This window comes from Flavobacteriales bacterium (assembly GCA_021296215.1).
GTDB lineage: Bacteria > Bacteroidota > Bacteroidia > Flavobacteriales > ECT2AJA-044 > ECT2AJA-044.
Genome location: JAGWBA010000035.1, coordinates 1 through 24,208 on the forward strand (window position 1 = coordinate 1; position 24,208 = coordinate 24,208).

General features: G+C 49.5%; 27 protein-coding genes. 10 read left to right on the plus strand and 17 right to left on the minus strand.

The window, feature by feature from the left end:
* Positions 1-110: 110 nt before the first annotated feature.
* The 12 genes from J4F31_07120 to prmC all read right to left on the minus strand — a co-directional run bounded on the left by J4F31_07120 (position 111) and on the right by prmC (position 11,767).
* On the minus strand, positions 111-932 hold the full coding sequence (locus tag J4F31_07120; protein ID MCE2496330.1) for an SDR family oxidoreductase: 822 nt from the start codon (positions 930-932) through the stop codon (positions 111-113).
* 36 nt (positions 933-968) lie between these two features.
* Positions 969-2,636: a DNA repair protein RecN gene (gene recN / locus J4F31_07125; GenBank protein MCE2496331.1), complete on the minus strand. Its 1,668-nt coding sequence runs from the start codon at positions 2,634-2,636 to the stop codon at positions 969-971.
* A 19-nt stretch (positions 2,637-2,655) separates the two neighbouring features.
* Positions 2,656-3,573 (minus strand): DUF4835 family protein, encoded by a 918-nt coding sequence (locus J4F31_07130; GenBank protein ID MCE2496332.1) that lies wholly within the window; start codon positions 3,571-3,573, stop codon positions 2,656-2,658.
* Positions 3,561-4,766 carry a bifunctional phosphopantothenoylcysteine decarboxylase/phosphopantothenate--cysteine ligase CoaBC gene (gene coaBC, locus J4F31_07135; GenBank protein ID MCE2496333.1) on the minus strand — a complete coding sequence of 402 codons (1,206 nt, stop codon included), beginning with the start codon at positions 4,764-4,766 and terminating at the stop codon, positions 3,561-3,563. The genes J4F31_07130 and coaBC overlap by 13 nt, the downstream gene beginning before the upstream one ends.
* 3 nt (positions 4,767-4,769) lie before the next feature.
* Positions 4,770-5,102: a DNA-directed RNA polymerase subunit omega gene (locus J4F31_07140; GenBank protein ID MCE2496334.1), complete on the minus strand. Its 333-nt coding sequence runs from the start codon at positions 5,100-5,102 to the stop codon at positions 4,770-4,772.
* On the minus strand, positions 5,102-5,923 hold the full coding sequence (gene bamD, locus J4F31_07145) for an outer membrane protein assembly factor BamD (protein ID MCE2496335.1): 822 nt from the start codon (positions 5,921-5,923) through the stop codon (positions 5,102-5,104). The genes J4F31_07140 and bamD overlap by 1 nt, the downstream gene beginning before the upstream one ends.
* Before the next feature lie 38 nt (positions 5,924-5,961).
* Positions 5,962-6,465: a hypothetical protein gene (locus tag J4F31_07150; protein MCE2496336.1), complete on the minus strand. Its 504-nt coding sequence runs from the start codon at positions 6,463-6,465 to the stop codon at positions 5,962-5,964.
* A gap of 42 nt (positions 6,466-6,507) precedes the next feature.
* Complete coding sequence (locus tag J4F31_07155; protein ID MCE2496337.1) at positions 6,508-7,380, minus strand: UDP-2,3-diacylglucosamine diphosphatase; 873 nt, start codon at positions 7,378-7,380, stop codon at positions 6,508-6,510.
* Positions 7,381-7,474: 94 nt separating this feature from the next.
* Complete coding sequence (locus J4F31_07160; GenBank protein ID MCE2496338.1) at positions 7,475-8,356, minus strand: 4-hydroxy-tetrahydrodipicolinate synthase; 882 nt, start codon at positions 8,354-8,356, stop codon at positions 7,475-7,477.
* Positions 8,353-8,856 (minus strand): hypothetical protein, encoded by a 504-nt coding sequence (locus J4F31_07165; protein ID MCE2496339.1) that lies wholly within the window; start codon positions 8,854-8,856, stop codon positions 8,353-8,355. Before J4F31_07165 ends, J4F31_07160 begins: the two co-directional genes overlap by 4 nt.
* Positions 8,857-8,906: 50 nt before the next feature.
* Positions 8,907-10,919 (minus strand): NAD-dependent DNA ligase LigA, encoded by a 2,013-nt coding sequence (gene ligA / locus J4F31_07170; protein ID MCE2496340.1) that lies wholly within the window; start codon positions 10,917-10,919, stop codon positions 8,907-8,909.
* Positions 10,920-10,921: 2 nt separating this feature from the next.
* Positions 10,922-11,767 carry a peptide chain release factor N(5)-glutamine methyltransferase gene (prmC, locus tag J4F31_07175; protein ID MCE2496341.1) on the minus strand — a complete coding sequence of 282 codons (846 nt, stop codon included), beginning with the start codon at positions 11,765-11,767 and terminating at the stop codon, positions 10,922-10,924.
* Positions 11,768-11,793: 26 nt separating this feature from the next.
* Here prmC and ribD point away from each other — a divergent pair, with 26 nt between their 5' ends.
* The 3 genes from ribD to J4F31_07190 are packed head-to-tail and all read left to right on the plus strand — an operon-like array spanning position 11,794 to position 14,307.
* Positions 11,794-12,837, plus strand: a complete 1,044-nt coding sequence (gene ribD, locus J4F31_07180; protein ID MCE2496342.1) for a bifunctional diaminohydroxyphosphoribosylaminopyrimidine deaminase/5-amino-6-(5-phosphoribosylamino)uracil reductase RibD — start codon at positions 11,794-11,796, stop codon at positions 12,835-12,837.
* On the plus strand, positions 12,834-13,706 hold the full coding sequence (locus J4F31_07185) for a DMT family transporter (protein MCE2496343.1): 873 nt from the start codon (positions 12,834-12,836) through the stop codon (positions 13,704-13,706). The genes ribD and J4F31_07185 overlap by 4 nt, the downstream gene beginning before the upstream one ends.
* Positions 13,693-14,307, plus strand: a complete 615-nt coding sequence (locus tag J4F31_07190; protein MCE2496344.1) for a YigZ family protein — start codon at positions 13,693-13,695, stop codon at positions 14,305-14,307. Before J4F31_07185 ends, J4F31_07190 begins: the two co-directional genes overlap by 14 nt.
* Here the strand turns inward: J4F31_07190 and J4F31_07195 are convergent.
* On the minus strand, positions 14,291-14,707 hold the full coding sequence (locus J4F31_07195; protein ID MCE2496345.1) for an acyl-CoA thioesterase: 417 nt from the start codon (positions 14,705-14,707) through the stop codon (positions 14,291-14,293). The two genes, J4F31_07190 and J4F31_07195, sit on opposite strands and share 17 nt — an antisense overlap.
* Positions 14,708-14,972: 265 nt before the next feature.
* Between J4F31_07195 and dnaA the strand changes: the two genes are divergently transcribed.
* From dnaA to J4F31_07225, 6 genes are all read left to right on the plus strand, one after another.
* Positions 14,973-16,403, plus strand: coding sequence for a chromosomal replication initiator protein DnaA (dnaA, locus tag J4F31_07200; protein ID MCE2496346.1), 1,431 nt, complete (start codon positions 14,973-14,975; stop codon positions 16,401-16,403).
* Between the two features lie 68 nt (positions 16,404-16,471).
* Positions 16,472-16,921 carry a low molecular weight phosphotyrosine protein phosphatase gene (locus J4F31_07205; GenBank protein ID MCE2496347.1) on the plus strand — a complete coding sequence of 150 codons (450 nt, stop codon included), beginning with the start codon at positions 16,472-16,474 and terminating at the stop codon, positions 16,919-16,921.
* Positions 16,922-16,940: 19 nt separating this feature from the next.
* Positions 16,941-17,657: an SAM-dependent methyltransferase gene (locus J4F31_07210; GenBank protein MCE2496348.1), complete on the plus strand. Its 717-nt coding sequence runs from the start codon at positions 16,941-16,943 to the stop codon at positions 17,655-17,657.
* Positions 17,657-18,505 carry an alpha/beta hydrolase gene (locus J4F31_07215; protein MCE2496349.1) on the plus strand — a complete coding sequence of 283 codons (849 nt, stop codon included), beginning with the start codon at positions 17,657-17,659 and terminating at the stop codon, positions 18,503-18,505. Before J4F31_07210 ends, J4F31_07215 begins: the two co-directional genes overlap by 1 nt.
* Positions 18,506-18,549: 44 nt before the next feature.
* Complete coding sequence (gene msrB, locus J4F31_07220; GenBank protein MCE2496350.1) at positions 18,550-19,044, plus strand: peptide-methionine (R)-S-oxide reductase MsrB; 495 nt, start codon at positions 18,550-18,552, stop codon at positions 19,042-19,044.
* Positions 19,037-19,729, plus strand: coding sequence for a class I SAM-dependent methyltransferase (locus tag J4F31_07225; protein ID MCE2496351.1), 693 nt, complete (start codon positions 19,037-19,039; stop codon positions 19,727-19,729). The genes msrB and J4F31_07225 overlap by 8 nt, the downstream gene beginning before the upstream one ends.
* On the opposite strand, the gene J4F31_07230 is transcribed toward J4F31_07225, so the two are convergent.
* The 4 genes from J4F31_07230 to J4F31_07245 form a co-directional block, all read right to left on the minus strand.
* A complete protein-coding gene (locus J4F31_07230) occupies positions 19,716-20,882 on the minus strand; it encodes a hypothetical protein (GenBank protein MCE2496352.1) in 1,167 nt (388 codons plus the stop codon). The two genes, J4F31_07225 and J4F31_07230, sit on opposite strands and share 14 nt — an antisense overlap.
* 59 nt (positions 20,883-20,941) lie before the next feature.
* Entirely contained in the window at positions 20,942-21,931 is a 990-nt protein-coding gene (locus tag J4F31_07235) for a peptidylprolyl isomerase (GenBank protein ID MCE2496353.1), read from the minus strand.
* Positions 21,932-22,038: 107 nt separating this feature from the next.
* On the minus strand, positions 22,039-22,560 hold the full coding sequence (locus J4F31_07240) for an FKBP-type peptidyl-prolyl cis-trans isomerase (protein ID MCE2496354.1): 522 nt from the start codon (positions 22,558-22,560) through the stop codon (positions 22,039-22,041).
* A complete protein-coding gene (locus J4F31_07245) occupies positions 22,557-23,576 on the minus strand; it encodes a bifunctional oligoribonuclease/PAP phosphatase NrnA (protein MCE2496355.1) in 1,020 nt (339 codons plus the stop codon). Before J4F31_07245 ends, J4F31_07240 begins: the two co-directional genes overlap by 4 nt.
* A gap of 80 nt (positions 23,577-23,656) precedes the next feature.
* Here J4F31_07245 and J4F31_07250 point away from each other — a divergent pair, with 80 nt between their 5' ends.
* Positions 23,657-24,076, plus strand: a complete 420-nt coding sequence (locus J4F31_07250) for a nucleoside-diphosphate kinase (GenBank protein ID MCE2496356.1) — start codon at positions 23,657-23,659, stop codon at positions 24,074-24,076.
* Positions 24,077-24,208: the final 132 nt, after the last annotated feature.

Here is a 24,208-nt window from a genome sequence, read left to right on the forward strand (position 1 = left end):
GGCTTCCAATACCAAATCCCCCATTTCTTTTGAACGAAATGTAGCAATTCTTCAAACGCTCCCCACAAAATGGACGTGGCCCCTTTTATTTTTTCAAAACAAATTGATGATCATCCTTCTCCGTCCATGAATTTTTCCATGACCTCTTGACTGATCCCCGTAGTGCTGAATCCACCGTCGTGATATAGATTCTGCATGGTCACCATGCAGGTCATATCCGAAAACAAGCTCACGCAATACTTGGCGCAATCCTCAGCCGATGCGTTTCCGAGCGGGCTGATCTGATCGGCGTATCTGAAGAAACCGCCAAACCCTTTTACTCCTGATCCGGCCGTGGTCATCGTCGGAGATTGCGATACGGTGTTTACACGAACGTTCTTCTCTCTACCGAAGTAATAGCCAAAGCTGCGAGCGATGCTCTCGAGGTACGATTTATTGTCCGCCATGTCGCTGTAGTCCGGGAATACGCGCTGTGCAGCGATGTAGGTCAACCCGAGGATACTTCCCCACTCCGCCATAGCGTCCTTTTGATACAGCGTTTGCATCACCTTGTGAAAACTAACTGCAGACACGTCCCAGCCCTTCGTAAGCCAATCGTAATTCAAATCGGTATACGCCTTTCCTTTGCGTACGTTCACAGACATTCCAATGCTGTGCAATACGAAATCGAGCTTTCCACCCAGAATCTCTTGTGCTTTGTCGATCAAGTTTTCCAGATCTTCAAGCGAGGTAGCATCGGCCGCAATGACCTCTGCTTCGCATTTCTCGGCTAGGTTATTGATCTCGCCCATGCGCATTGCAATAGGTGCATTGGTCAGCACGAAGCGCGCTCCTTCGTTGTAAGCCACTTCAGCGACCTTCCAAGCGATTGAATCGGCATTCAAAGCGCCGAACACAATTCCTTTCTTTCCTTCGAGTATTCCTTTTGCCATAACTTTTTGTTTGGGTTACAAATATACTAATTGACCTTAGCGCACCACCTTACGCGCAAGTAGTTCCTTCGCAGTCTGTCTCGCAGCATCACTTTGGCTGGCTCCACTGAGCATTGAGGCGATCTCTTCAACGCGCTCCAGTTTATCCAAGGCCCTGATACCCGTATAGGTATCGCAGTCTGTGGTTTCCTTAAATACTTTAAAATGCTTCACCCCTTTCGCCGCTACCTGCGGTAAATGCGTAATACAGATCACTTGCATGCGCTCACCCATTTCGGCCATCAAGGCGCCCATCCGGCCGGCCATCTCTCCAGAAACTCCCGTGTCGATCTCGTCGAACAAAATAGTGGGTAATTGCCGATACCGAGCGATCAAGTTCTTAATCCCCAACATAAAACGACTCAATTCACCACCACTCGCCACCTTTTTAAGCGGCTCAACTTCGCGACCTTTATTGGCGGAAAACAGGAATTCCACGGCTTCCAATCCGCGCGGACCGGCCTCCTGTTGCTCGATCCAATGCAAATCGAACTTAGCGTCGGGCATGCCCAGCCTACTCAATAGCTGACTCATTTCGGCGATCAACGGTTTATGCGCCTCTCGGCGCGATTCGCTCAGCGCAGCACCTTGCTTCTTCACTTCTTCAGCCAAGGACTTCAGTTCTATACCGGCCTCTTCTATCTTGTCGCTCAAAGAATGTGTGTCCCCTACCTGCTGTCGCAGTTCATTGCGTCGCTCTATCAATGCTTCAGTGCCTTCGGCACGATGCTTTTGCATAAGCCCATTCAGAAGATCCAGTCGGGCGTTGACCGCATCAAGCCGATTCGGGTTGACCTCTACCTCGCTCACCGCCCTGCTGATCTCAAAGCTCAGATCGTCGAGCTCAATGACTTGAGATTCGACCCGTTGACTCCAGTCTTCATAGCGAGAACCCCACCTTGAAAGACTGCTTAAAATGTTTCGTAACTCTTTGATCGAATTAATGATACCTCCTTCTGCTTCATCCAACAGTTGAAGTCCGTTACTCAGGGCGGATTGTATCTCTTCGGCGTGCTCGAGTGTTTTTGCCTCACTTTCTAATTCATCTATCTCGCCGTCCACTAGCTCGGCTTCCTCGAGTTCGTTCAGTAAGAATTGATGATAGTCGAGTTCTGCCTGCTGTTCACTTTGTTCTTCCTTCCATTTGGCGATCGATCGAGATAGATCACTCCAAGCCGCATAAGCACTTTGATAGGCTTTGCGGAGCTCCTTGTTCTTGGCGATTCCATCTATGAGATCGAGTTGAAACCCACCATCGTTGAGCCAATGGGTTTGATTTTGCCCGTGAATATCGATCAGAAATTCACTAAGAGCTCTCAGTACTGGGAGCTTTACCGGTGTATCGTTGATGAAAGCGCGCGATTTGCCGGACGGTATGATCTCGCGGCGTAGAATTCTAACGTCTTCGTAATCGAGGTCGTGCTCTCCAAAGAATTCGCCGAGCTGAAGTGCGGTCAAATCGAAATCGGCTTCTACTACGCACTTTTTTTCGGGATCGCGCAACACGGTCAAATCGGCCCGTTGGCCTAGAATGAGTCCCAATGCACCGAGCAAGATGCTCTTGCCCGCGCCGGTTTCTCCAGTAATGGTGTTGAGGGCTGCATCGGGCCGCAGGCCCAGTTCCTCAATAAGCGCGTAATTGGTAATTCGGAGCTCCTTCAGCATAGGAGCGAAGATAGAAAACTTAGTTGTTGGTGCCGAGCTTATCCCACAGTTGAGATTGCCCCGGGGCCAGGTCCGAAAGCAATTGGACTACACGTGCCTTATCTTCGACTAAATCAGTACTGTAGATGTTCTGAATCTCTTGCGCTTTGGCATCGAAGAACACCGACATCAAGAAACTATTGGGGCGATTTCTATGCACCTTGTGCATTTCTTCGAGCGATAGGGTAATGTTTCGTCGCGCCTCTGCGTCATCTTCCAACATTTGATCAAGCCCCTGGCGGTGATACAGGTACAACGCCTTGCGATAAGGTTCAAAATTCTGGTCGAAGAAAAGTTCAGTAAGCCAGTAGCGGTTACGATTGCTCTCGAAAGGCTGCCAGCCGCTGGCTTCGCGGTCACCCTGGGCATTTCCCACGATCTTTTGAGCCTTGAGCAGGTACGGCTCCCCTCCTTTTTCCGAGAAGGTCTCCATGTCCAGAGCAATGATCATGTAGGCGTAGTACGCCAGAACACTGGTGAGGTTCGAAAGGTGTGTGTTTTCGTTGAAGTCTAGGGGAGCGAATTCCAAATACCGAAACCACAGGTTGTTATCTTGCCAGTTGAGTACCGTTGTGTTGTAGCTCGATCCGTAAACAGGCCGCGCGCTCTGAACGCTGATGGTGCCCGAAAATTCATCGGCTGCTATTTGATCGGTGATGTTGATCTGAATAGAGCATTCAATGCGCTCCTCCATTTGATACACCTGATCGGTCCATCGCGTGTTGTTCATGAACTCGTAAATAGCCTGTTGAAGCGTTTGAAAAACCTGCTTGTTCGTGTTCTGAACTTGTGGGCTCATCACCTGTACACGACAATTCAACTCCTGTGCAGCGGCCCGAACCGCAAACATGACGGTCAATAAACTCAGTATCGCAATCTGCTTCTTCAATGGATCCATTCATTTACGAGGAAATCGAGAATTTCTTCTGCAACTTCCGACTTAGTCTTTAACCCGATTTTCAGTTCCTTATTGTTTCGGTCGATGATCGTTACCTGATTGGTATCGTGCCCAAAGCCCGCCCCGGCATCGCGCAGCGAATTCAAGACGATCACGTCCGCATTTTTGCGCTCGAGCTTCCCCTTGGCATGCTCGTCTTCGTTATCTGTCTCCAGCGCAAACCCAACCACGACTTGCCCTTTCTTTTGCTGTCCCCAGTCCGCAAGTATGTCGGGATTCTCGGTAAGTTCAATGGTAGGCGTCCCCGACTCCTTCTTTATTTTTTTGTCGCTAGTATCTTTCGGTCGAAAGTCCGAAACCGCGGCACTCGCGATGGCCAGGTCCATGTTTTCGAAATGCGCCTCAGCGGCGCGATGCATATCTTCAGCGGTCTCCACGCGTATTACCTCGAGCATGGGGTGCTCTTCGGGCTTTATGGCTGTAGGACCCAAGATCAAAGTTACCTGAACGCCCCTATCCAGGCAGCTCGTCGCTAAAGCGATTCCCATTTTACCCGTGCTGCGGTTTCCTATGTACCGTACGGAATCTATGGGTTCATGCGTAGGACCTGCCGTGATCACCACCCTCTTTCCGCTCAATGGAAGCCCCTTAGCTAAGTCGTTTTCGATAAAGGCACGTATGTTTTCGGGTTCGGCCATTCGTCCTTGCCCTTCTAATCCGCTCGCTAACTCGCCCGATTCGGCCGGAATGACATTATTGCCGTACGATTCGAGCTTGGACAGACTGTCGGCAGTTGAACCGTGACGATACATGTCGAGGTCCATTGCGGGAGCAATATACACCGGACATTTCGCCGATAGATAGGTCGCGATGAGTAAGTTGTCGGCTTCTCCGTGGGCCATTTTGCTCAGTGAATTTGCCGTCGCCGGGGCGATCACGAATAAATCGGCCCACAACCCTAAATCGACATGATTGTTCCATACATCACCTTCATCTTCCTTCGTAAAAGAGGTGAGTGCTGGATTCTTACTTAATGTGGAAAGAGTAAGCGGCGTCACAAAATCTTTGGCAGACGGAGACATGACTACGCGCACTTCCGCACCGGCCTTGATGAACTCACGAACAATGTGAGCCGATTTGTATGCGGCGATACTTCCGGTAACTCCGAGCAATACCTTTTTGCCGCGTAACATGTCTTATGCTTTGTCCTCTTCCTCTTCAGGCATGCGGTGGTGAACCTTGTCCTTGAGCCATTCTTGGATAGCGATCAACGATGGTTTAGGAAGACGCTCGTAGAAACGGCTTACTTCGATCTGCTCTTTGTTTTCGAAAACTTCATCCAAGTTATCGGTGTGCGTTGCGAATTCGCTCAATTTAGCCGAAAGCTCTTCTTTGATCTCTGCATTGATCTGGTTGGCGCGTTTGGCCAAGATCGCAATGGATTCGTAAATGTTCTCGGTTCCCTTGGTCAATTCCACCGGATTGCGAGTTTCCGTTGATCTGGAGGCTTCTGTTTTCTTGTAATTCATTACAGCTGCTCTTGATTTCTAAGTTCTATTAAATCGCTCTCGATGCGTTCTTTAAGCTTGTCGGCATCCTTTCGCCAGTCACTTTCCGGATACCACCTAATAAAGGTGTCGCATGCCCTAGTGGCATTCTCGTATCGCTCTTCTTTCTTGTAATCTACTGAGTTGACGGCAAGTAGGTAGTTCGCACGAAGTTGCAAATATAAGGCCTCTTCGCGAAACTCTGTATCCGGATAGTCATTCAATGTGTTTTCCAAAGCAAAGATCGCCGACTTATAATCGCCGATCTTCAAGTATAGCTTTCCGATTTCGAAACTCTTGCGCTCGAGCTTGTCTCGCAGTTTATCGATATACACCGTAGCGGTGTCTACTCTGTTGCTACCCGGGTGCTGATTAATGAAGAGCTGCATCTCGTTGATCGCCTTGTTCGTACTGCTTTGATCGAGACTGTATCGGGGCGAATCAAGATAATAGCAGTAGGCGGCCAAGTAGGCGCACTCTTCAGCTTTTTCACTTTGTGGAAAGGTATTCTTGAAATTCTTGAAGTGATAGGCCGCTAAAATATAGTCCTCCATGCCGTAGTGGGTCATGGCGTAGTAGTAATAGACCTCCTGGCTCTTGGTGGTGCCCCGATACAAGTTCAGTAGTTCTTCAAATAGCGGATAAGCGCGAACGTAATCTTGACGATCGTAATACTTTTTAGTTACCTCCAATTTATAGTTCAGATCCGGGCTTTTCAGAGCCTTGTTGTATTCCGAACAGCTTGGAAGTATAAAGGAGAATAGCAGGACAAAAGAGAATATTCGAAAAGGGCCTTTAAACATGCGGCGAAGGTACAAATTTGAGATGTGTTAAATAACGGTCAAAAGAATGCTCCGATGCGAATGACCCAGGGTGATTCGTAAAACCCTTGACCGATCTCGTACGACAGATTATATAGGGCTGTTATCATCACCGGACCTTGTCGCAATCCCCCGCCAACAAAGAAATTGTCGAACCACCGGCACTCGAGCTCTTGATCGATCGGGTTCCAAAGTTCACCATTCAAGGCCTCGTACTCGGCCCAGGCGAAGATCTGCGGTGTAATTTGGTACTGACCGAATGTTCGACCGCCGTAGTAAGTGCTGGAATACGTTGAGGCGTAACGCTTGTCCTGAAAATAGAGGTACGTTCCCCCAACTCCCACCATGAACTTTTCCGTAGCCTGATAACCTACCAAAGGCGATACCTCTACTAGCGTAACCGTACCGAATTGGAGGCCCAAATTACCTCCGAAACGGAGTTTATCGGCGAACCTGCTCGATTTGTTTTGGGCGATGCCCTGATACGCAAGAGCCATAAAAACGACCAAGAAGACTTTTTTCATATCCTTTTATCAACTCAATAAAAGTAGAAAAAGTGTTCAAAATCACGCATCTTCTTCTTCGAAGTACCCTTCATGCCCGATCAGGTACATTTTTTCTAGAATCTCAGAAGGGTCGGGGGCACTTACCCACCCTTCATCATCCCCTTCAGATGGCTTGAACTTATTCAGATCGAATTCGTCCTCGAACTTGAAAACACGCCACTTGCCATTGTGATACTCCAAACTGGATAGGTTCTCGATCCAGTCGCCGGAATTTAAATAGACGACCTTGCCCCTCTTGGTTTTGACCGTTCGCATCTGAGGTTGGTGAATATGTCCGCAAACCACGTAGTCATATTGTTGATCAACGGCCAAGTCAGCCGCTGTATTCTCAAAATCCGACACGTACTTGACCGCCTGCTTGACCGAGTTCTTGATCTTTTTTGATAAGGACATACGCTCTCGACCTAACAGCTCGAGTACGTGATTCATCATTCGGTTGATCAAAATGAGCATGTAGTATCCCCAACCTCCCATTTTGGTCAACCATTTAGCTTGTTGAATACTAGCGTCGAATACGTCACCGTGAAAGATCCAAGCCTTCTGATGACCAACAGGCAGCACCATTTTATCGCGCAAATGGAAGTTTCCAAGATCAAAATCCGAGAACTTGCGAAGCATTTCATCGTGATTACCGGTCAAGTAGTAAACGGGTACTCCTTTGGCCGCCATACCGATGATCTGTTTAACCACGGCCATGTGACTCTTGGGCCAATAACGCTTTCTGAACTGCCAAATATCAATGATATTCCCATTCAGGATCAGCTTTCCGGGTCTTATGCTCTTTAAATAGTGTGTGAGTTCCTTGGCGTGACAACCATATGTGCCTAAATGCACATCTGATATAACCACAACATCCACCTTAAGACGTTTCATAAGGCAGTTATTTGCTTGTCCGACGTATTCTTGGTTTTAACAAAAGAACGGTCGGCGAGTCACTAGGTGGTTAAGTACGTTTTTCGATTTCGTTTTATTTTAATCCGGCAGCCACCATCGCGGACTCGATGCTTTTCTTCAGGCCGGTACTGGCAGGAGCTAACGGCATACGGACGTGCGGCTCCATGATCCCTTGTAGGTGCAGTGCCATCTTGACTCCGGCCGGATTCCCCTCCTTGAAAAGTAGGTCCGTCAAAGGCCATAATTTGTAGTGGTCGACATTGGTTTTCTTGACCTTGCGCGAAAGCGCAGCTCGAACCATGTTGGTAAACGGCTCGGGAAAAGCTTGCCCGACTACGGAAATTACGCCGTGTCCGCCCGCGAAGACAATCAATGAAGTCAATGCGTCATCACCACTTATTACTTCAAAATCCTTTGGCTTGGATTCGAGGATGGTCATGATCTGCGTCAAATTTCCGCTAGCTTCCTTGACTGCGGCGATATTGTGATGTTCAGCCAGAGTTAGAGTCGTTTGTGCCGTCATATTGCTACCGGTTCTTCCGGGTACATTATACATGATTATCGGACGAGGAGCTCGATAGGCCAGATATGAGTAATGGTCAATGATGCCATGTTGGGCGGGCTTGTTGTAATAAGGACTTACCGATAAGATCGCAGCGATTCCCTCAAAGTCCTGATCGCGCATTTGACGCTCCACCTCCAGGGTGTCGTTTCCTCCTACTCCCAGTACGATAGGTAGGCGGCCTTCGTTGCTCTCTTTAACGGTTTCGAGCACCGCTATTTTTTCATCTTTGTTCAGCGTAGCGCTTTCGCCGGTGGTGCCCAGAACAACCAGGTACTCCACACCTCCATCGATGCAATGCTGAACCAGGCGATCAAGAGCGCCAAAATCGATTCGTTTATCTTCTTTAAAAGGCGTCACAAGAGCGACACCTGTTCCTTTTAGCTTTTTCATGTCGTTTTTTCTTTGGCTGGGTCCAGCATATCTAAGTATTGTTCCGTGATTTTCAAAAAAGAATCGATGTCCGTTTTCCGATCGACTTCAAAACAAAGGTCAAAAGGCACTTCCTCACCACAACGGCCGATCTTCAGTCGCGACTTGGATTGTTGCAAGGCATAGCGAATAGGCAACCTTCCTATTCGGTCCAAGTCAATGAGCACATCGAACTCCTCTTCGATGAAATTCTGCACAGGACCTGAAACGGGTTGATAATACCAGTTCAGTTCTTTCTGTGAAAAAAACTCGTACCGCAGTCCGGATGCGGGAAGCGACTCCCCTTTCTCCAGTTCCATGAACCCGAGAGAACGCACTTTGAATCCGTCCTTTGCCTTAGACTCGACCCAGTGATGCAATGAGGCCTCTTCTTCAGGTATATAAAAATACAGCAGTCCGATCGAAGGCTTCTCACTCCATCGAATTTGGTGAGCCCGTTTTCGATCTACCTCGGCCGTCATTCGCTTAAGCTTCCAAAACCCCCATCGTTCCCTAAATCGCTGAATGAACTTCATGCCTCGTTGATCATGGATAAAAAATCGTCTTCAGTGATAATGGGAACGCCGAGCTGCTCGGCCTTGGTGCGTTTGCTTGGCCCCATATTCTCACCGGCAACCAGGTAGTCGGTGCTCCCTGAAATACTTCCCACGTTTTTACCGCCGTAGTGTTCAATCGCATCCTTGAGCTCTTTACGCGAGATCTTTTCGAACACCCCACTGATCACGAATTTCTTTCCGTTGAGCAGATCGGGCCCTTGTTCTATTTGCTCCTCGCGGAGCGATAATTGGAGTCCGGCCGTCCGCAGACGTTCTAAGATACGTTGATTCTTTTCGTTCGCGAAGAAGTCGACCACGGATTGGCCTATTCGTTCTCCTATTTCATCCACTGCAATTAGCTGTTCCAGACCCGCCGCCTCAAGCGTAGTGAGGTCTTTGTAGTGCAAAGCCAGTTTCTTTGCTACTGTTTGGCCAACGAACCGAATACCCAAAGCATAGAGCACACGCTCAAATGGAACTTGCTTCGATGCTTCAATACCGGCAATCAGGTTCTCGGCTGACTTCTGTCCCATGCGTTCCAAAGGCAGTATGTCTTCTAATCTCAAATCGTATAGATCGGCGTAGTTCTCAATGAGTCCGGCCGAATACATCAGATCAACGGTCTCACTGCCCAAGCCGTCGATATCCATCGCCTTGCGCGAAATAAAGTGTTCGACCCTTCCTTTTACCTGCGGAGGGCAACCGCAGGTATTTGGACAGTAGTGCTGGGCCTCACCTTCTTGACGAACCAACTCTGTATCGCATTCCGGGCAATGAGTGATGTACTTAGTAGGTGAGCTCTTAGGGTCGCGTCCTTGGAAATCTACTCCTGTGATCTTGGGAATGATCTCCCCGCCTTTTTCCACGTAAACGGTATCACCTTCTCTGACATCGAGCTTTTCGATGATATCGGCATTGTGTAAACTAGCTCTTTTTACCGTCGTTCCGGCCAGTTGCACCGGGGCCAAATTAGCGACAGGGGTAATGGCTCCGGTTCTACCGACTTGATAGGTGATCTTCTCTAGGGTGGTACTGGCCGATTCGGCCGGAAACTTATAGGCGATGGCCCAACGGGGCGATTTAGCCGTATTGCCGAGTTCTTCTTGCTGGGCAATGCTGTTCACCTTGATGACGACCCCGTCGATCTCAAAGGGAAGATCGTGCCTTTTTTCGGCCCATTCGTCAATGAACTCCTGAACCCCATCGAGGTCTTTTACGAGTCGAATGTATCCGGGAACCTGGAAACCCCAGCGGCGAGCGGCCTCCAATAATTCGTAGTGCGTGGCATAAGGCAGATCGTTACCCGATACGAGGTACAGAAAACAATCGAGCGGCCGTGCAGCTACCACCGCACTATCTTGCATTTTAAGTGTTCCGGCCGCCGAATTACGTGGATTGGCAAAAGGCTCGTACCCGGCTTCTACCCGATCGCGATTCAATTTGGTGAACCCCTCAATGGGCATAAAAACCTCGCCGCGAATCTCGAATTCGGCCGGATGATCATCGCCTTGCAAAACGAGCGGAATCGTGCCAATGGTCTTCAGGTTCGGGGTGATGTCGTCGCCCTGCACACCATCGCCACGCGTGGCTCCGCGAACCAATCGACCATCCTTGTACAATAAGCTGATGGCTGCCCCATCGTACTTCAATTCGCACATGTATTCCACCGGTTCCTCAATGACCTTCTGAATGCGCTTGCCAAAATCTTCAATCTCTTCCTTGCTGTACGAATTACTCAAGCTCAGCATGGGAATGGCGTGCTCCACAGTGGGGAACTCCTTGGTCACCGCCCCTCCAACCCGTTGTGTAGGACTGTTGGGGTCTTCAAATTGGGTGAAATCGCTCTCCAGCTTCTGAAGCTCTTCCATCTTAGCGTCGAACTCGCGATCGCTGATCTCGGGAGCGTTCAGTACGTAGTATTTATGGTTGTGGTCGTGCAGTTCGGTGCGCAAATGCTCTATGCGCTCTTTGGCCTCAGCTTCGGTCATACTCATTTTCGAATGTGCATTAGACGCGGATTCCCGCTCAGATCGTGCTTCAAATGTACCCAAGAAAAACCGTGTGATCTGAATAATTCCTCGGTTTCTTTGGCGAGGTATTGGTTGATCTCCACGAACAGATGCCCATCGGGCCGTAGGCCCAAATCAGCTATCTGTGCGATGGCCTCGAAAAAGCGCAATGGATCGTCGTTAGGTACCCACAAAGCGAGCGATGGCTCGTGCTCGATCACGCGCTCGTGCATTTCACGCTGTTCCAGATAGCGCACATACGGCGGATTCGACAAAATAACGTCGTAGGGTTCATCGATATGCGGAGGTTCGAGCATATCGGCCTTTGCGAATTCAATGGGTGCCTGCGGCACGATGTCCATTGCGTTGCTTCGGGCCGTATGGAGAGCGGCCTCGCTGATATCCCATCCGCTAACTTGCCAATTCGAACATTCAGCCATCCAGGTGATCGCCAAACAACCCGATCCGGTGCCGAGGTCCAAGCAATGCCCTTCGGTCTGCAGGACTTCGCTAAAGGCCCAGTGGATGAGTTCTTCTGTCTCGGGCCGTGGGATCAACACGGAGGGGTTTACCCGAAAATCACGCCCAAAAAAGTGCGCTTTTCCTAAGATATACTGCAGGGGTTCGTGTTCGATCAATCGCTTCACGATCGATCTGAATTGAGCTTCGGTCTCGAGATCCAGGTCGCGATGCGGTTCTACAATAAAGGTCTTACGCGTTTCGCCCGTCAGGTCCTCGTAGATCAGAAAGAACAGCGAGTCCTTTTCGCGATCGTCGATACCGGTCAGTTCTTCGCGCAGATGTTTTTTGGCCTGGGTCCAGTTCATGCAGCGAATTTAATAGCTTTATCGCTGTGAAACACGAGGTGTACATGGATCGCGCCATAGCACTTGCGGAATGCGGGCTCGGCACTACTAGTCCGAATCCGCTCGTAGGTGCCGTATTGGTGCATAACGACCGTATCATCGGTGAAGGGTGGCATGTTTGTGCCGGTGAAGACCACGCCGAAGTGCGCTGTTTCGATTCTGTTTCTAATGAAGGTCGACCCCTGATTCCCGAAAGCACCCTGTACGTCACCCTCGAACCTTGCGATCACCAGGGCCGCACCCCTGCCTGTTCGTTGCGCATTCTGCAAGAGCGGGTTCCAAAGGTCGTGGTGGCCGTCAAAGATCCGCATCCCGCCGTAGGCGGAAAAGGCATTCAACGATTGAAAGAGGCCGGTGTCGAGGTTTTGGTCGGTGTTTCTGCGCCTGCGGCGCGATGGGTGAATCGGCGCTTTTTAACGGCATTGGAGACGGGCCGGCCCTATGTCGTACTCAAGTGGGCGCAGACCGTAGATGGGTTCATGGACCCCGGTAATGGCGTTGCGGCTCGTGGACCGGTTTGGATCACGGGAAAACGAGCCAAGCAATGGACGCACCGCTGGCGCAGTGAAGAAGATGCCATTTTAGTTGGACGGCGAACGGCCCTCAATGACGATCCCGGTCTTGATGTGCGTGAGTGGAGTGGCCGTAATCCCATTCGATTGGTCATCGACTCAAACAGCTCGTTGCCAGGACACCTTAAAATGTGGAATCTGTCGGGCGAAACCTGGACCTTTGGTCATAAAGGAACCCATCCGCACAGCGACCGCCATTTTGAGATCGAATGGGACGAAAGGTCGGTAGATTCCGTGCTCCAGCACTTACAGGGGCAAGAGATCAGATCGGTTTTGGTGGAGGGCGGACACCGAACGCTAGAGTACTTCATTGGACGAAATCTATGGGACGAGGCGCGTATTTGGACGGGAAATACCTCTTTTGGCGGAGGTATAAGAAGCCCTGAGATCCAGGGGGCGTTGATGGAACGTTGCAATGTCGATAAAGACGTATTAACCGTTATCCGAAACGAAGCATGATCTATTTATTGCTCAGTGTTTTGACCTCGAGTATGGTCTTCGTAATTCTGAGAGGGTTTGGCGATTACGGTATCGATAACCGCCGGGCAATTGTCGTTAATTATTTCACTGCCTTTGCGCTTGGCTTGTTTTGGCAGGGAAGTGCCTGGATCGAAACGGGTTGGTGGAAAGAACTTTGGGCTCCCCACATAGTGTATATGGGGTTCCTCTTTATATTCTTGTTCAATGTATTGGCGCTTGGAGCGCAGAAGACCGGGGTATCGGTTACCTCTGTAGCGGTTAAGATGTCGGTAGCCATTCCGGTCGCCGCTTCACTCCTGCTTTATGGTGAGCGATTGAGTGTGCTCGGGGTATTGGGTATCGCCGGAGCGTTGGCGGCGGTTTTCTTGATCACTCGGCCCAACAAAGCCCAAGGGGCATTGCCCATTGCGAAGTACTGGTATTTTCCGGTGACCCTATTCTTTGGGGCCGGATTAATGGACACACTTCTGAAGTATCACCAAACACATTTTGTGCCGGATGGCCAGTTCGTTTTGTACACCTCGGCGGTATTTGGCACGGCCGGACTCATGGGTTTTCTGCAGGTGACCATCCGGCCGCAGGCCGAAACCTCGTGGAGAAAGAAAGATATCTGGGCCGGCGTGATCTTGGGAGTACCCAATTTTGGGAGCATCTACTTTTTGCTCAAAACCTTGCAATGGGAGCGTTTTCCCTCGAGTTTGATCTTTCCGATCAATAATGTGACGATCGTTTTGTCGAGCGCTGTCCTAGGCGTGGTACTTTTCAAAGAGAAGTTGAATAACGCACATCGTGCTGGAATTTTGCTGGCGGTGATAGCGATTTGGTTGATGGCGTATGCGGGGCAGTGATTCGGATCATTACCGTGCCCCTTCGGGGGTGTCGGAAGGCGAGTACAAGGAAAAAGGAAGCAAATTTCCGGCCTATTTATTTCCCGTATCGGATGAGGATGACGTGAATGATGCCTTGGAAAAGGTACGCCAGTTGCACCCTGCGGCACAACATCATTGTTATGCCTATCGGCTCGATCCCGATTCCGGTGCTTATAGAGTGAACGATGATGGTGAGCCCAGTGGTTCGGCCGGAAAGCCCATATACGGACAGCTATTATCCTTCGAGGTGCACGAGTGCCTGATCGTGGTCGTGCGCTATTTTGGCGGAGTAAAGCTCGGTGTGGGTGGATTGATCACCGCGTACAAAGAAGCCGCGAAGATGGCTTTGGATGCGGTATCCATCGAGGACCAATGGCTGAGTGAGACCTTTGTTTTACGATACGGCTACGAAAACACCTCCGACGTACAGTGCTGGTTACACCATAAGGAGATTGAACTTGAGAACCCGCGGTTCGAGGCGTCGTGTTACGGAAGTATTCGCGTTCCTCGATCGAGGAGTGAAGAGATCGAAACAGAGCTTCAGGGGCTCACCTTCGTGGAGCTCATTTCTGATCATTGAAGAACGGCAGAAAGTATTCGGCGAGTTGCTCCGGTATTTTGCGCGGCCGTTGCCGAGCTATATCCACGAACACCAAGGTTACATGACCTACGTTGAGTAAGGTGCCTTCTTCGTTGTAGACTTCATGATCGAATGTGATTCGCGTTTCGGGCCATTCTCGCACTTCGGTGACGATGGTGAGAAGATCGTCGTATTTAGCGGAGCGAATGTACTTGAGTTTGAGCTCGAGGACCGGTAACATGGTGCCCGCTTCTTCGAGTTTTCGATAGCTCGTTCCAAGGGATCTCAGTAGCTCTACACGACCTACTTCGAAGTACTGGGCGTAGTTTCCGTAATATACCACGCCCATTTGATCGGTCTCGCCATAGCGGACCCGAATTTGAGTCTCGTTTCGTATCATTTATTCAGAAATCTTTGAAACCATTGAAGCTGTTTATAGACTACACCCCTCAAACTTTTTAATATCAGCGATTTAGTACGGTAGAATGCGGGTTTCGGCGTGGTGAAGCGGTTAGAGTATGGGTAAAAAAAAGGTGAAATTCAAGCCGTGGTTTATTTTTTTAATAACTTTTTTGTTAACACATTTGTCCCTCATCCGAAAGAGAGCACTCTACTCACTTTTCTCGTCGGATTTTATTGGTCAAACCTAGTATTTTTTGGTTTTCATGGAACACACTGCAGAATCGGTATGGAAGAATTGTCTTGACTTTATCAAGGACAATATCAGCCCCCAGAGCTACAAGACCTGGTTCCTCCCGATCAAGCCGTTGAAGATCAAAGACAATGTCTTGAGTATTCAGGTCCCCAGTAAGTTTTTTTACGAGTGGTTGGAAGAGCACTACATCAAGTTGCTTAAATCAGCTATTCGAAAAGAGCTAGGGGCCGATGCGAAGTTGGTCTACAGTATCGTCATGGAGAACACATACGGAAACACCAAGCCGTATACCGTGAAGATCCCGAGCAACAATCGCGGTCCCATTAAAAACCCAAAAGTGTCCATGCCGGTTGAAATTGGTGGAAGCGGAGTCAAGAACCCGTTTATCATCCCCGGCCTCAAGAAGGTGAATGTGGAATCTCAATTGAATCCGAATTACACCTTTGAAAACTTTGTGGAAAGCGACTGCAACCGTCTTGCGCGTTCAGCCGGATTCGCGGTAGCGAAGAACCCCGGCGGCACTTCATTCAATCCGCTATTGATCTACGGTGGTGTTGGATTGGGAAAAACACATTTGGCGCACGGGATCGGAATTCAGATCAAGGATCAGTATCCCGAAAAGATCGTGCTCTATGTCAGCGCTGAGAAATTTACGCAACAGTTCATCGAGAGTATTCGTCAGAATACGAAGAACGATTTCGTTCACTTCTATCAAATGATCGATGTACTCATTATCGATGACGTGCAATTCTTTGCGGGCAAAGAAAAAACCCAAGATGTCTTTTTCCACATCTTCAACCACCTACATCAGCACGGTCGACAGATCGTTCTGACTTCGGATCGTGCTCCGGTGGATATGCAGGGTATGGAGCAGCGACTTTTGTCGCGCTTTAAGTGGGGATTGTCTGCCGATCTACAAGCGCCTGATTTGGAAACGCGAATCGCGATCTTGAATCGAAAGCTCTATAAAGACGGTATTGAAATGCCTAAAGAAGTGATTGAGTACCTCGCTTATTCCATTACGACGAATATTCGTGAACTCGAAGGCGCCTTGATATCGTTATTGGCACAATCGTCATTAAATAAGAAGAAGATCACGCTCGATCTCGCCAAGCAGATGATCGATAAGTTCGTAAAGAACACGACTCGCGAGGTGAGCATAGACTATATTCAAAAAGTCGTTTGTGATTATTTCGATATGCCTTTGGAGTTGCTCAAAAGTAAAACGCGAAAGCGAGAGATCGTGCAAGCTCGTCAGCTCGCGATGTATTTCTCGAAGCAACTAACCAAGTCGTCGCTGGCCAGTATCGGTGCGCAATGCGGCAATAAAGACCACGCAACGGTCTTGCACGCTTGCAGAACCGTGAACAACCTCGCCGAGACCGATAAGCGCTTTAGAACGTATGTCGAGGAGATAGAGAAAAAGCTAACACTCAGTTAAACCTAGGCCCTATCAATAATTAAACAGGAATTAAGTGTTACTTGGTTCCTGTTTTTTATTTTACGCCTATGACAAAGATCTTAATGGTGTGTCTCGGGAATATATGTAGAAGCCCTTTGGCACAGGGAATATTGGAGAGCAAGGTCGACAGCTCACAAGTGAAAGTAGATTCGGCCGGAACGGCGAATTACCACGTGGGCGAAAGCCCCGATCCAAGGTCGGTGGCCACGGCTCGTAAATACGGCATCGACATTTCAATGCAGCGCGGGCGCCAATTCGAAGTGGAAGATTTTGACCGGTTCGATTTAATCTATGTTATGGACCGATCGAATCATCGGAATGTACTACAATTGGCTCGCAGTGAACGGGATGAAGCTAAGGTTAAGTTGATCCTTAACGAGGTCTTTCCCGAAGAGAATCGCGAAGTGCCCGATCCGTATTATGGCGGTGATCAGGGGTTTGAGCATGTTTATGAACTTTTAAGTCAAGCCAGTGACCGAATTATCGAGCGAATTTGAGCGAATCGATCCGGAGAAGATCGCTTCGGAGCCTGGGGTACTTTACTTGATCCCAACCACACTAGGAGAGAATGAGCCTCTGGAGGTATTGCCTTTATCGGTCAAGAAGACCGTGATCGACCTAACGGAATTTATTGTGGAGAACGAGAAATCGGCCCGCCGATTCCTCAAGAAGATCGGAATCAGGGTTCCTCAGGACAAGCTAGTGCTGCACATTTTGAACAAGTACACGGAGGCCGATGAACGGGATCGCTTTTTGGACGGCTTACTCATGGGCCGCAACATAGGATTGTTGTCCGAGGCCGGAATGCCCGCAATAGCCGACCCCGGTTCTGAGATCGTCAAGGTTGCACATAAGCAGGGGTTTCGTGTGGTACCCTTGGTTGGCCCCTCCTCTATTCTGTTGGGTTTAACGGCATCCGGAATGAACGGTCAAAACTTCGCATTCGTGGGCTACTTGCCCATTGACAAAAAAGAACGCAAGCATCGAATTAAGCAACTAGAACGTCGTTCTCGAGAAGAAGGTCAAACTCAGATCTTCATTGAAACGCCCTATCGCAATCACAAACTGATCGACGACCTTTTGGGTAATTTGGCTCCGGCCACCCGTCTTTGCCTCGCCGCGAATATAACCATGTCGAGCGAGTTCATACAAACACACAAGGTCGAGGATTGGGGCAGACTTGGTATCCCCGATCTGCACAAAATTCCCTGCATATTCTTGATTCAAGCTTAATGGCCGAAAAAAAGAGCGTCCGCATACCGGCGTATATCCGTAACCTCGTATTCATTACCGAAAAGATCAATGTTCGTTGGGCTACGAAACTGGTGCTTTACTTTTTCTTCAAGCCTGTAAAGTTCCCCACTCCCGATTACGAGGTATCTGCACTGAATGCCGCGTCCAAGACCCGAATTGCGGGTCCGGCCGGGAAAACCATTCAGCTTTATCATTGGGGTGCCGGTCCAAAAGTGTTATTAACCCATGGATGGAGCGGCAGAGGAACACAAATGGGCCTCTTGGCCCTGGCTTTGGCCGACGCGGACTTTGAGGTGATCAGCTTTGATGGCCCGGCGCACGGTAGCTCAACCGGCAAGAAAACAGACCTTCTGGAATTCGTAGGTGCCATTCGCGCCGTGAAGGCGCAAAACCCAGACATCAATATTCTAGTGGGGCATTCAATGGGCGGCTTAGCGTCCGTGCATGCAGCCGTGGACGATATGTCGATTGAAAAGGTGGTGCTTATTGGTACGCCAAATACCATTAGCGAGATCATCGAAAACTTCTGCAGGATGGTCAAGGCATCGCCGAATGTAGCTCAGCGAATCAAGGTACATATTGAGCAGACCTTTGACTACAAGCTCGAGGAATACGACTCTGAGTCGGCCATACGACAGTTGACCGATCGTCGTGGTTTTATATTGCACGATAAAGGAGACTACGATGTTCCGATCCACAATGCCGTTGAAATGCACAGCGCCTGGGGAGCCAATTGCCAGCTTTCGATCACCGAAGGGCTTGGTCACCGAAGGATTTTGCGCGATGCGGAGGCCATTGAACGGGTTGTTAATTTTGTTAAGGGTTAAAACCAAAGGGGCATCTGGTCGTTTATATGAATAAACAATAGACCATGAGATTTCTACCCTTTCTGATACTTCTAACTGCTTGTACGTCGGCTCAACAGCCCAATTCGACCTCAGACGGCTTTCAGGAACAGTCGGACACCACGAAGATCGTGAAGACCGAAGCTGAATGGAGGGCTGAATTGACCGAGCAGGAATACTACGTTTTGCGAGAGAAAGGCACTGAGCGAGCCTTTACCGGAGACCTTTGGGACAACAAAGAAGGTGGCACGTATATATGTGCGGCCTGCGATCTACCCCTATTTTCCGGTGATGCCAAGTTCAGGTCTGGCACCGGATGGCCTAGCTATTGGGAGCCGATAAATAAGACCAATGTGGCGGAGGTCGCTGACCGAAGCATGGGGATGACTCGCACAGAGGTCGTTTGTGCCCGCTGTGGAGGACATCTGGGGCACGTATTCAACGATGGGCCTCGTCCGACCGGATTGCGCTACTGCATCAACTCCGTATCGCTCGACTTCGTGCCTTCGGCGAATGAATGACGCCTTGGGCCAGGCCTTACTCGACGAAATGGCCGGTACCCGCACACAAAAGCTCTGGACCGATGCACCGAACTTTGCTCCGGAAGAATTTCCGGTGGAGCACCTGATTCGAACCTATGAAGATATGCCTGAGCTAGAGCAAGAACTGCTTCAAAAAGCTCGTGGTCGTGTACTGGATATTGGTGCGGCAGCTGGCGGACATTCACTTTACCTGCAACGGAAAGGATTTGAGGTACACGCGCTGGAAAAAAGCCCCGGTGCCTGTGCCTATATGCGCCACCGCGGGATCGAAAACGTAATCGAAATCGACTTGTGGCGCTATGCTCCAGACGATCCTTTCGACACTGCGCTGCTCATTATGAACGGCCTGAGCTTGGCCGGAACCCTACATAATCTGCCAGCATTTTTTGAACACCTGAAGTCGTGGTTGAAACCGGGTGGACAAATCATTTTCGATTCTTCCGATGTGCGTTACTTATACGATCACGACAACTTGCCCACCGATCGCTACTACGGCGAGTTCCGATACCGGTTGCGCTACAAGACCATTTTAAGTGGCTGGTTTCCGTGGGTGTTCGTGGATTCGTCGGCCCTTGAATCGATCCTCGATGAGGTTGGTTTATCTTGGAGCCTACGGTTCGATGGTGAACACTACGACTACGGCGGTGTCCTTACTTGCCAATGAACGCCTCGGCATATCGATCGAGCACTACGGCTCGGCCATCCTTTTCGAACGTAGCTTGAGGTTCTTTTTCTAATTCTACAGACCCTTCCCAACTGAATCCGTCTGCATCGAACTCGGCAAATCGGGGCGAAAATCGTAGGTCGCCAATATCGGCCACTTCGAATACGCGTCGGAGACGACCATCGACCAGTGTCTCTTGGCATCGGAGTCCTACATCGGTTACACCTCCTTTCCAAGAGACACTCGTTAGGATCAAGTCGAAAAACCGAGCCTGGTTTTCAGGGAGGGCGAAGTACGATGCGCTGTGGTTTTCTGAGAGTTGATCGTTTTGGAGCGCTGTAAATCCTGCCGCTAGGCAGAAAAAATTAGCCCTTCGCGTTTCTTCTCTATTGGGTGTCGTCGCACTTTCTCCGCTTTCGATGAGCAGTACTGGGATATCTTGTTTTTGAAGATTGTCACCGAACGAGGTCGGATAGAATTCGTCGGAATAGCGGGCAATGCAATCGCCCAAATGAGGACGGAGGACCTGGGTTAGATAACCGCCCAGGGAAATACTTTTTACGCGAGCTGCATTCACCGAGCGTTCGGCATCCGGACTCGGTGCCAAGAAACTTATGGTTGCAGGGTTGTCGGTGTGGCCTGCACTGTACATGGTGCGCTGGTCGTGCAGGTTAAAGCCAAGCTCGGGCTTGATTTCCTTCATCAGGTCCCAAAAGAAGCGGCTCTCCGCTGTGGCCTGTTTTACTGCGTCGCGGTTGATATCGATGCCGTTGGCATTGCGGCGCTGGTAGCGGATGGCTCCGTCGGGATTCAGAATGGGAATGAAGTGAAAGGTGAACTCATTCATCCAACCATTCACAAGGTCTTTGGTGCGGGCGTCCGTAGATCCGTTGCTCAACAAGTTAAACAGGTCGCTTATTGCCAAGGTGGCGGTAGGCTCGTTTCCGTGCATTTGACTCCAAAGCAGCAGGTGGCACTTTCCCGTGCCCCATTTCAGATGGAGAATAGTCCTTCCCTCCTCTGAGCACCCTTCATTAGCGACCTTAAATTCGGACGGGAGTTCCTGGCAATAGGCGACCCACTCGGTGGGATCTATGTAACGATCGGCAAATCGCGTGTTCTTATACTCGGGGTATATCGACCAAATGTCCATAACGTAAAGGAACAAAAAAGGCACCCAAATGAGTGCCTTTTAAAGTCGGTGTGTTCGTTTTACTTCTTAACGACGTTCACGAGATCTACGTCGAATACCAACGTAGCATTAGGTGGAATGACACCCGGGTAACCGCGCTCACCGTAAGCCAAGTGAGGAGGAATGATCAATACGGCCGATCCTCCTTGGTTCAAGAGTTGCAACCCTTCGTCCCATCCGGGAATTACCTGACGAATACCACAGGTCAATGAAAGCGGCTCGTATGGTCGTTGTGGATTGTAGATGTTGTTCTCCTTAGCCACCTGCTGCCAACTGGTGTCGAATACCTTACCATCGGTAAAGCGTCCGATGTACTGAACGTTGATGGAGTCTCCTTTTTCTGCTTTAGGACCGTCACCTTGTTTTTTGATTACGTACATAAGCCCGCTCTCCGTGGTTTGACGATCAGGGTACTCTTCGTTCAACCAAGCTTCGAAATCAGCTTTGGCTTTTGCCGCTGCGACTTCTTTCTCGGCTACGAGCTCTTCTTGTGCGGTGGTGAATACGGAAGGCGCATCAAAACCTTCTGCAGCGTCACCCACGCGAATGATCTCAACCGTCTCCATGACATCACCTTGAGCAACGGCATTAACTATATCCTGTCCTTCAACTACATGTCCAAAAACGCTGTGCTTGTCATCGAGCCAAGGAGTTTCTTTGTGGGTAATGAAGAATTGACTTCCATTGGCTCCGGGTCCGGCGTTGGCCATAGACAAAACGCCTGAGGTATCGTGACGCAAGCTAGGGTCGAACTCATCCGGAAATTTATAACCGGGTCCGCCCGATCCATTGCCCTGAGGGTCTCCTCCTTGGATCATAAAGTCGGCGATCACGCGGTGGAACTTGAGTCCGTCGTAATACGGCTCTCCTACTCCCTTTGCCGAGTTTTCGATTGTTCCTTCGGCCAACCCGACGAAGTTCGCCACGGTCATTGGCGTTTTCTCGAATTCGAGGTCGAGGAGAATATCGCCTTTATTCGTGGAGATCTTGGCATACATACCATCCTCCAATGCTACTTTTTCACCGTTTACCATAGTGCTCTTACTTTGGGCCTGGCAGGCGATCATGGCGATGGAACCTGCGGCCAGAATAATGGATTTTATTATGTTCTTCATAGTCAATTGATGGCGATTAATGTTACATCGAAAATCACGGTTGCACGGCTCGGAACTTCGCCCGGAATCCCTTGCACACCGTAAGCGAGGTGCGAAGGTAAAATAAACTTGGCACTATCCCCAACTCGCAACATTTGCACTCCTTCGAGCAATCCCCGAATGGTGTGATCCTGGTCTACCCAAATTTGCATTCGACTCTTCCCCTCTGGTCCCAACGGCGAGTCGTCCAGAAAAGAACTCTCGTATTCGATAATGGCCATTTGGCCCTCTTTTGGGGTTTCTCCGGAGCCTAGCGGCTCGATGCTATATCTTAATCCGCTCCGGCTCTTGGTCATCGTGAGGTTGTTCTCGGCGATATATTCATCGATCAAACGAGCCTCTTCCTCGACGATACGTCGATTGGCTTCAATGATGTCCTCTTGCTGTTGATGCTGCTTTTCCTCGGCCTTCTTTTGGCCGGTGCAAGAAGAGCAACCGGTACAAAGGACTAATGCCCAGGCTAAAACTAAAAACGATCTCATCATGCTTTACCGGTTAGTTCTTTTCGGTACTGTGGTAGTAGATCAACGAATTTTTGAACGGTTTCGTCCAAATTCAAGTCACTTGCTCCTCCTGCGGCATTTACATGTCCACCACCGTTGAAGTGATTGCGGGCAAAAGTGTTCACGTCCCAATTGCCTTTACTTCGGAACGAAACCTTCCGCAAACCGTCCTTATCCATGATGATTGCAGCAAACCGCACTCCTTCTACTGACAAGGCGTAGTTCACAAATCCTTCCGTGTCTCCTTTTTCGTATTGGAAACGATCGAGTTCTTCAGCCGATAGGTTTATATATGCCGTTTTATACTCCGGTAACACGCGGAGTTTTTCACTTAGGGCATAACCTAACAGTCTTAACCTTGATTCTTTGTTGTTGTCCATCACACGATCGTAGATCACATGGGGTTGAGCGCCATATTCGATCAAGTCTGCCGTGATATGATGAGTTTTGGGCGATGTACTCGAGAAACGGAAGCTGCCCGAATCGGTCATGATCCCGGTGTACAGACATTGCGCCATTTCGGAATCGATGTGGCTCCTATCGCCCATCTCCACGATCCATTCGAACACCAACTGACAAGTAGACCCCACCTCCGGAACGCTTCGGGTAAAGGCGGCAAATAGCTCGGGTTGTTGGTGGTGGTCCATCATCATCTTTACTGCCGAACTCTTTCGCACCGGTTCTTCCATGTCCCCGATCCGGCTCAGGGCATTAAAATCCAAACAAATGATCATGTCGGCCTTGGCGATGATATCGTTTGATTTTTCCGGGTCTTCGGAGTAGATCATCACATCGGAATCTCCCGGCATCCACTTCAGGAATTCGGGGTAATCGGTCGGAGTAATGACTTGTACGCTTTGCTTCTTCTTTCTCAAGTAGCGAGCCATGGCAAGTGAAGAGCCCATGGCATCACCATCGGGGTTTCGATGGGTTGTGACCACTATATTGTGTGGATCGTCGAAGAACGAAGCCAGTTTATCTAAGGCGGCTTTTTCCATAGCGCCAAAAGTACAGAAAACGAAAGCTTTGATAAAGGGATAATTAGTCCTAATTTCGCGCCCTGAAACAATATATTGCAATGGCAACAAACAGAACATTTACCATGATCAAGCCCGATGCGGTTCAAAACGGACACATCGGAGCGATCCTCGAGAAGATCAACGCTGCAGGATTCCGCATCGTAGCGATGAAAATGACTCAGTTGTCGCGCCGCGACGCAGAGCAATTCTATGCAATCCACAGCGAGCACCCGTTTTTCGGCGAACTCGTAGAGTACATGACCAGTGGGCACATCGTTGCGGCCATTTTAGAGAAAGAAAATGCCGTTGAGGATTTTCGTAAGCTGATCGGTGCTACGAACCCAGCTGAAGCTGCTGAAGGAACCATCCGTAAAATGTATGCTGAATCTATTGCTGCAAACGCCATTCACGGAAGCGATTCAGACGAGAATGCCGCGATTGAAGGATACTTCTTCTTCAGCGTGCGCGAGCACTATTAACGAACCCTGCATTTCGAATGTAGAAAAGAAGCCGTCTCGATTTTAACTTGAGCCGGCTTTTTCATTTATGAGTTGAGAAGTAGTTGATTTTACTAATTTCTGTGAAGATTTTTTTTGAGCAAGTCAGTCTAT

Coding starts and splice junctions, on each gene's coding strand:
- J4F31_07205 (MCE2496347.1), top strand. CDS start 16,472: ATGACAAAGATCTTAATGGTGTGTCTCGGGAATATATGTAGAAGCCCT.
- ligA (MCE2496340.1), bottom strand. CDS start 10,919: ATGACCGAAGCTGAGGCCAAAGAGCGCATAGAGCATTTGCGCACCGAA.
- recN (MCE2496331.1), bottom strand. CDS start 2,636: ATGCTGAAGGAGCTCCGAATTACCAATTACGCGCTTATTGAGGAACTG.
- J4F31_07190 (MCE2496344.1), top strand. CDS start 13,693: ATGCGGGGCAGTGATTCGGATCATTACCGTGCCCCTTCGGGGGTGTCG.
- J4F31_07245 (MCE2496355.1), bottom strand. CDS start 23,576: ATGGAAAAAGCCGCCTTAGATAAACTGGCTTCGTTCTTCGACGATCCA.
- J4F31_07195 (MCE2496345.1), bottom strand. CDS start 14,707: ATGATACGAAACGAGACTCAAATTCGGGTCCGCTATGGCGAGACCGAT.
- J4F31_07160 (MCE2496338.1), bottom strand. CDS start 8,356: ATGAAAAAGCTAAAAGGAACAGGTGTCGCTCTTGTGACGCCTTTTAAA.
- J4F31_07225 (MCE2496351.1), top strand. CDS start 19,037: ATGAATGACGCCTTGGGCCAGGCCTTACTCGACGAAATGGCCGGTACC.
- coaBC (MCE2496333.1), bottom strand. CDS start 4,766: ATGTTACGCGGCAAAAAGGTATTGCTCGGAGTTACCGGAAGTATCGCC.
- J4F31_07150 (MCE2496336.1), bottom strand. CDS start 6,465: ATGAAAAAAGTCTTCTTGGTCGTTTTTATGGCTCTTGCGTATCAGGGC.
- J4F31_07240 (MCE2496354.1), bottom strand. CDS start 22,560: ATGATGAGATCGTTTTTAGTTTTAGCCTGGGCATTAGTCCTTTGTACC.
- msrB (MCE2496350.1), top strand. CDS start 18,550: ATGAGATTTCTACCCTTTCTGATACTTCTAACTGCTTGTACGTCGGCT.
- J4F31_07120 (MCE2496330.1), bottom strand. CDS start 932: ATGGCAAAAGGAATACTCGAAGGAAAGAAAGGAATTGTGTTCGGCGCT.
- J4F31_07140 (MCE2496334.1), bottom strand. CDS start 5,102: ATGAATTACAAGAAAACAGAAGCCTCCAGATCAACGGAAACTCGCAAT.
- J4F31_07215 (MCE2496349.1), top strand. CDS start 17,657: ATGGCCGAAAAAAAGAGCGTCCGCATACCGGCGTATATCCGTAACCTC.
- J4F31_07185 (MCE2496343.1), top strand. CDS start 12,834: ATGATCTATTTATTGCTCAGTGTTTTGACCTCGAGTATGGTCTTCGTA.
- J4F31_07250 (MCE2496356.1), top strand. CDS start 23,657: ATGGCAACAAACAGAACATTTACCATGATCAAGCCCGATGCGGTTCAA.
- J4F31_07130 (MCE2496332.1), bottom strand. CDS start 3,573: ATGGATCCATTGAAGAAGCAGATTGCGATACTGAGTTTATTGACCGTC.
- J4F31_07155 (MCE2496337.1), bottom strand. CDS start 7,380: ATGAAACGTCTTAAGGTGGATGTTGTGGTTATATCAGATGTGCATTTA.
- bamD (MCE2496335.1), bottom strand. CDS start 5,923: ATGTTTAAAGGCCCTTTTCGAATATTCTCTTTTGTCCTGCTATTCTCC.
- J4F31_07230 (MCE2496352.1), bottom strand. CDS start 20,882: ATGGACATTTGGTCGATATACCCCGAGTATAAGAACACGCGATTTGCC.
- prmC (MCE2496341.1), bottom strand. CDS start 11,767: ATGAACTGGACCCAGGCCAAAAAACATCTGCGCGAAGAACTGACCGGT.
- J4F31_07165 (MCE2496339.1), bottom strand. CDS start 8,856: ATGACGGCCGAGGTAGATCGAAAACGGGCTCACCAAATTCGATGGAGT.
- dnaA (MCE2496346.1), top strand. CDS start 14,973: ATGGAACACACTGCAGAATCGGTATGGAAGAATTGTCTTGACTTTATC.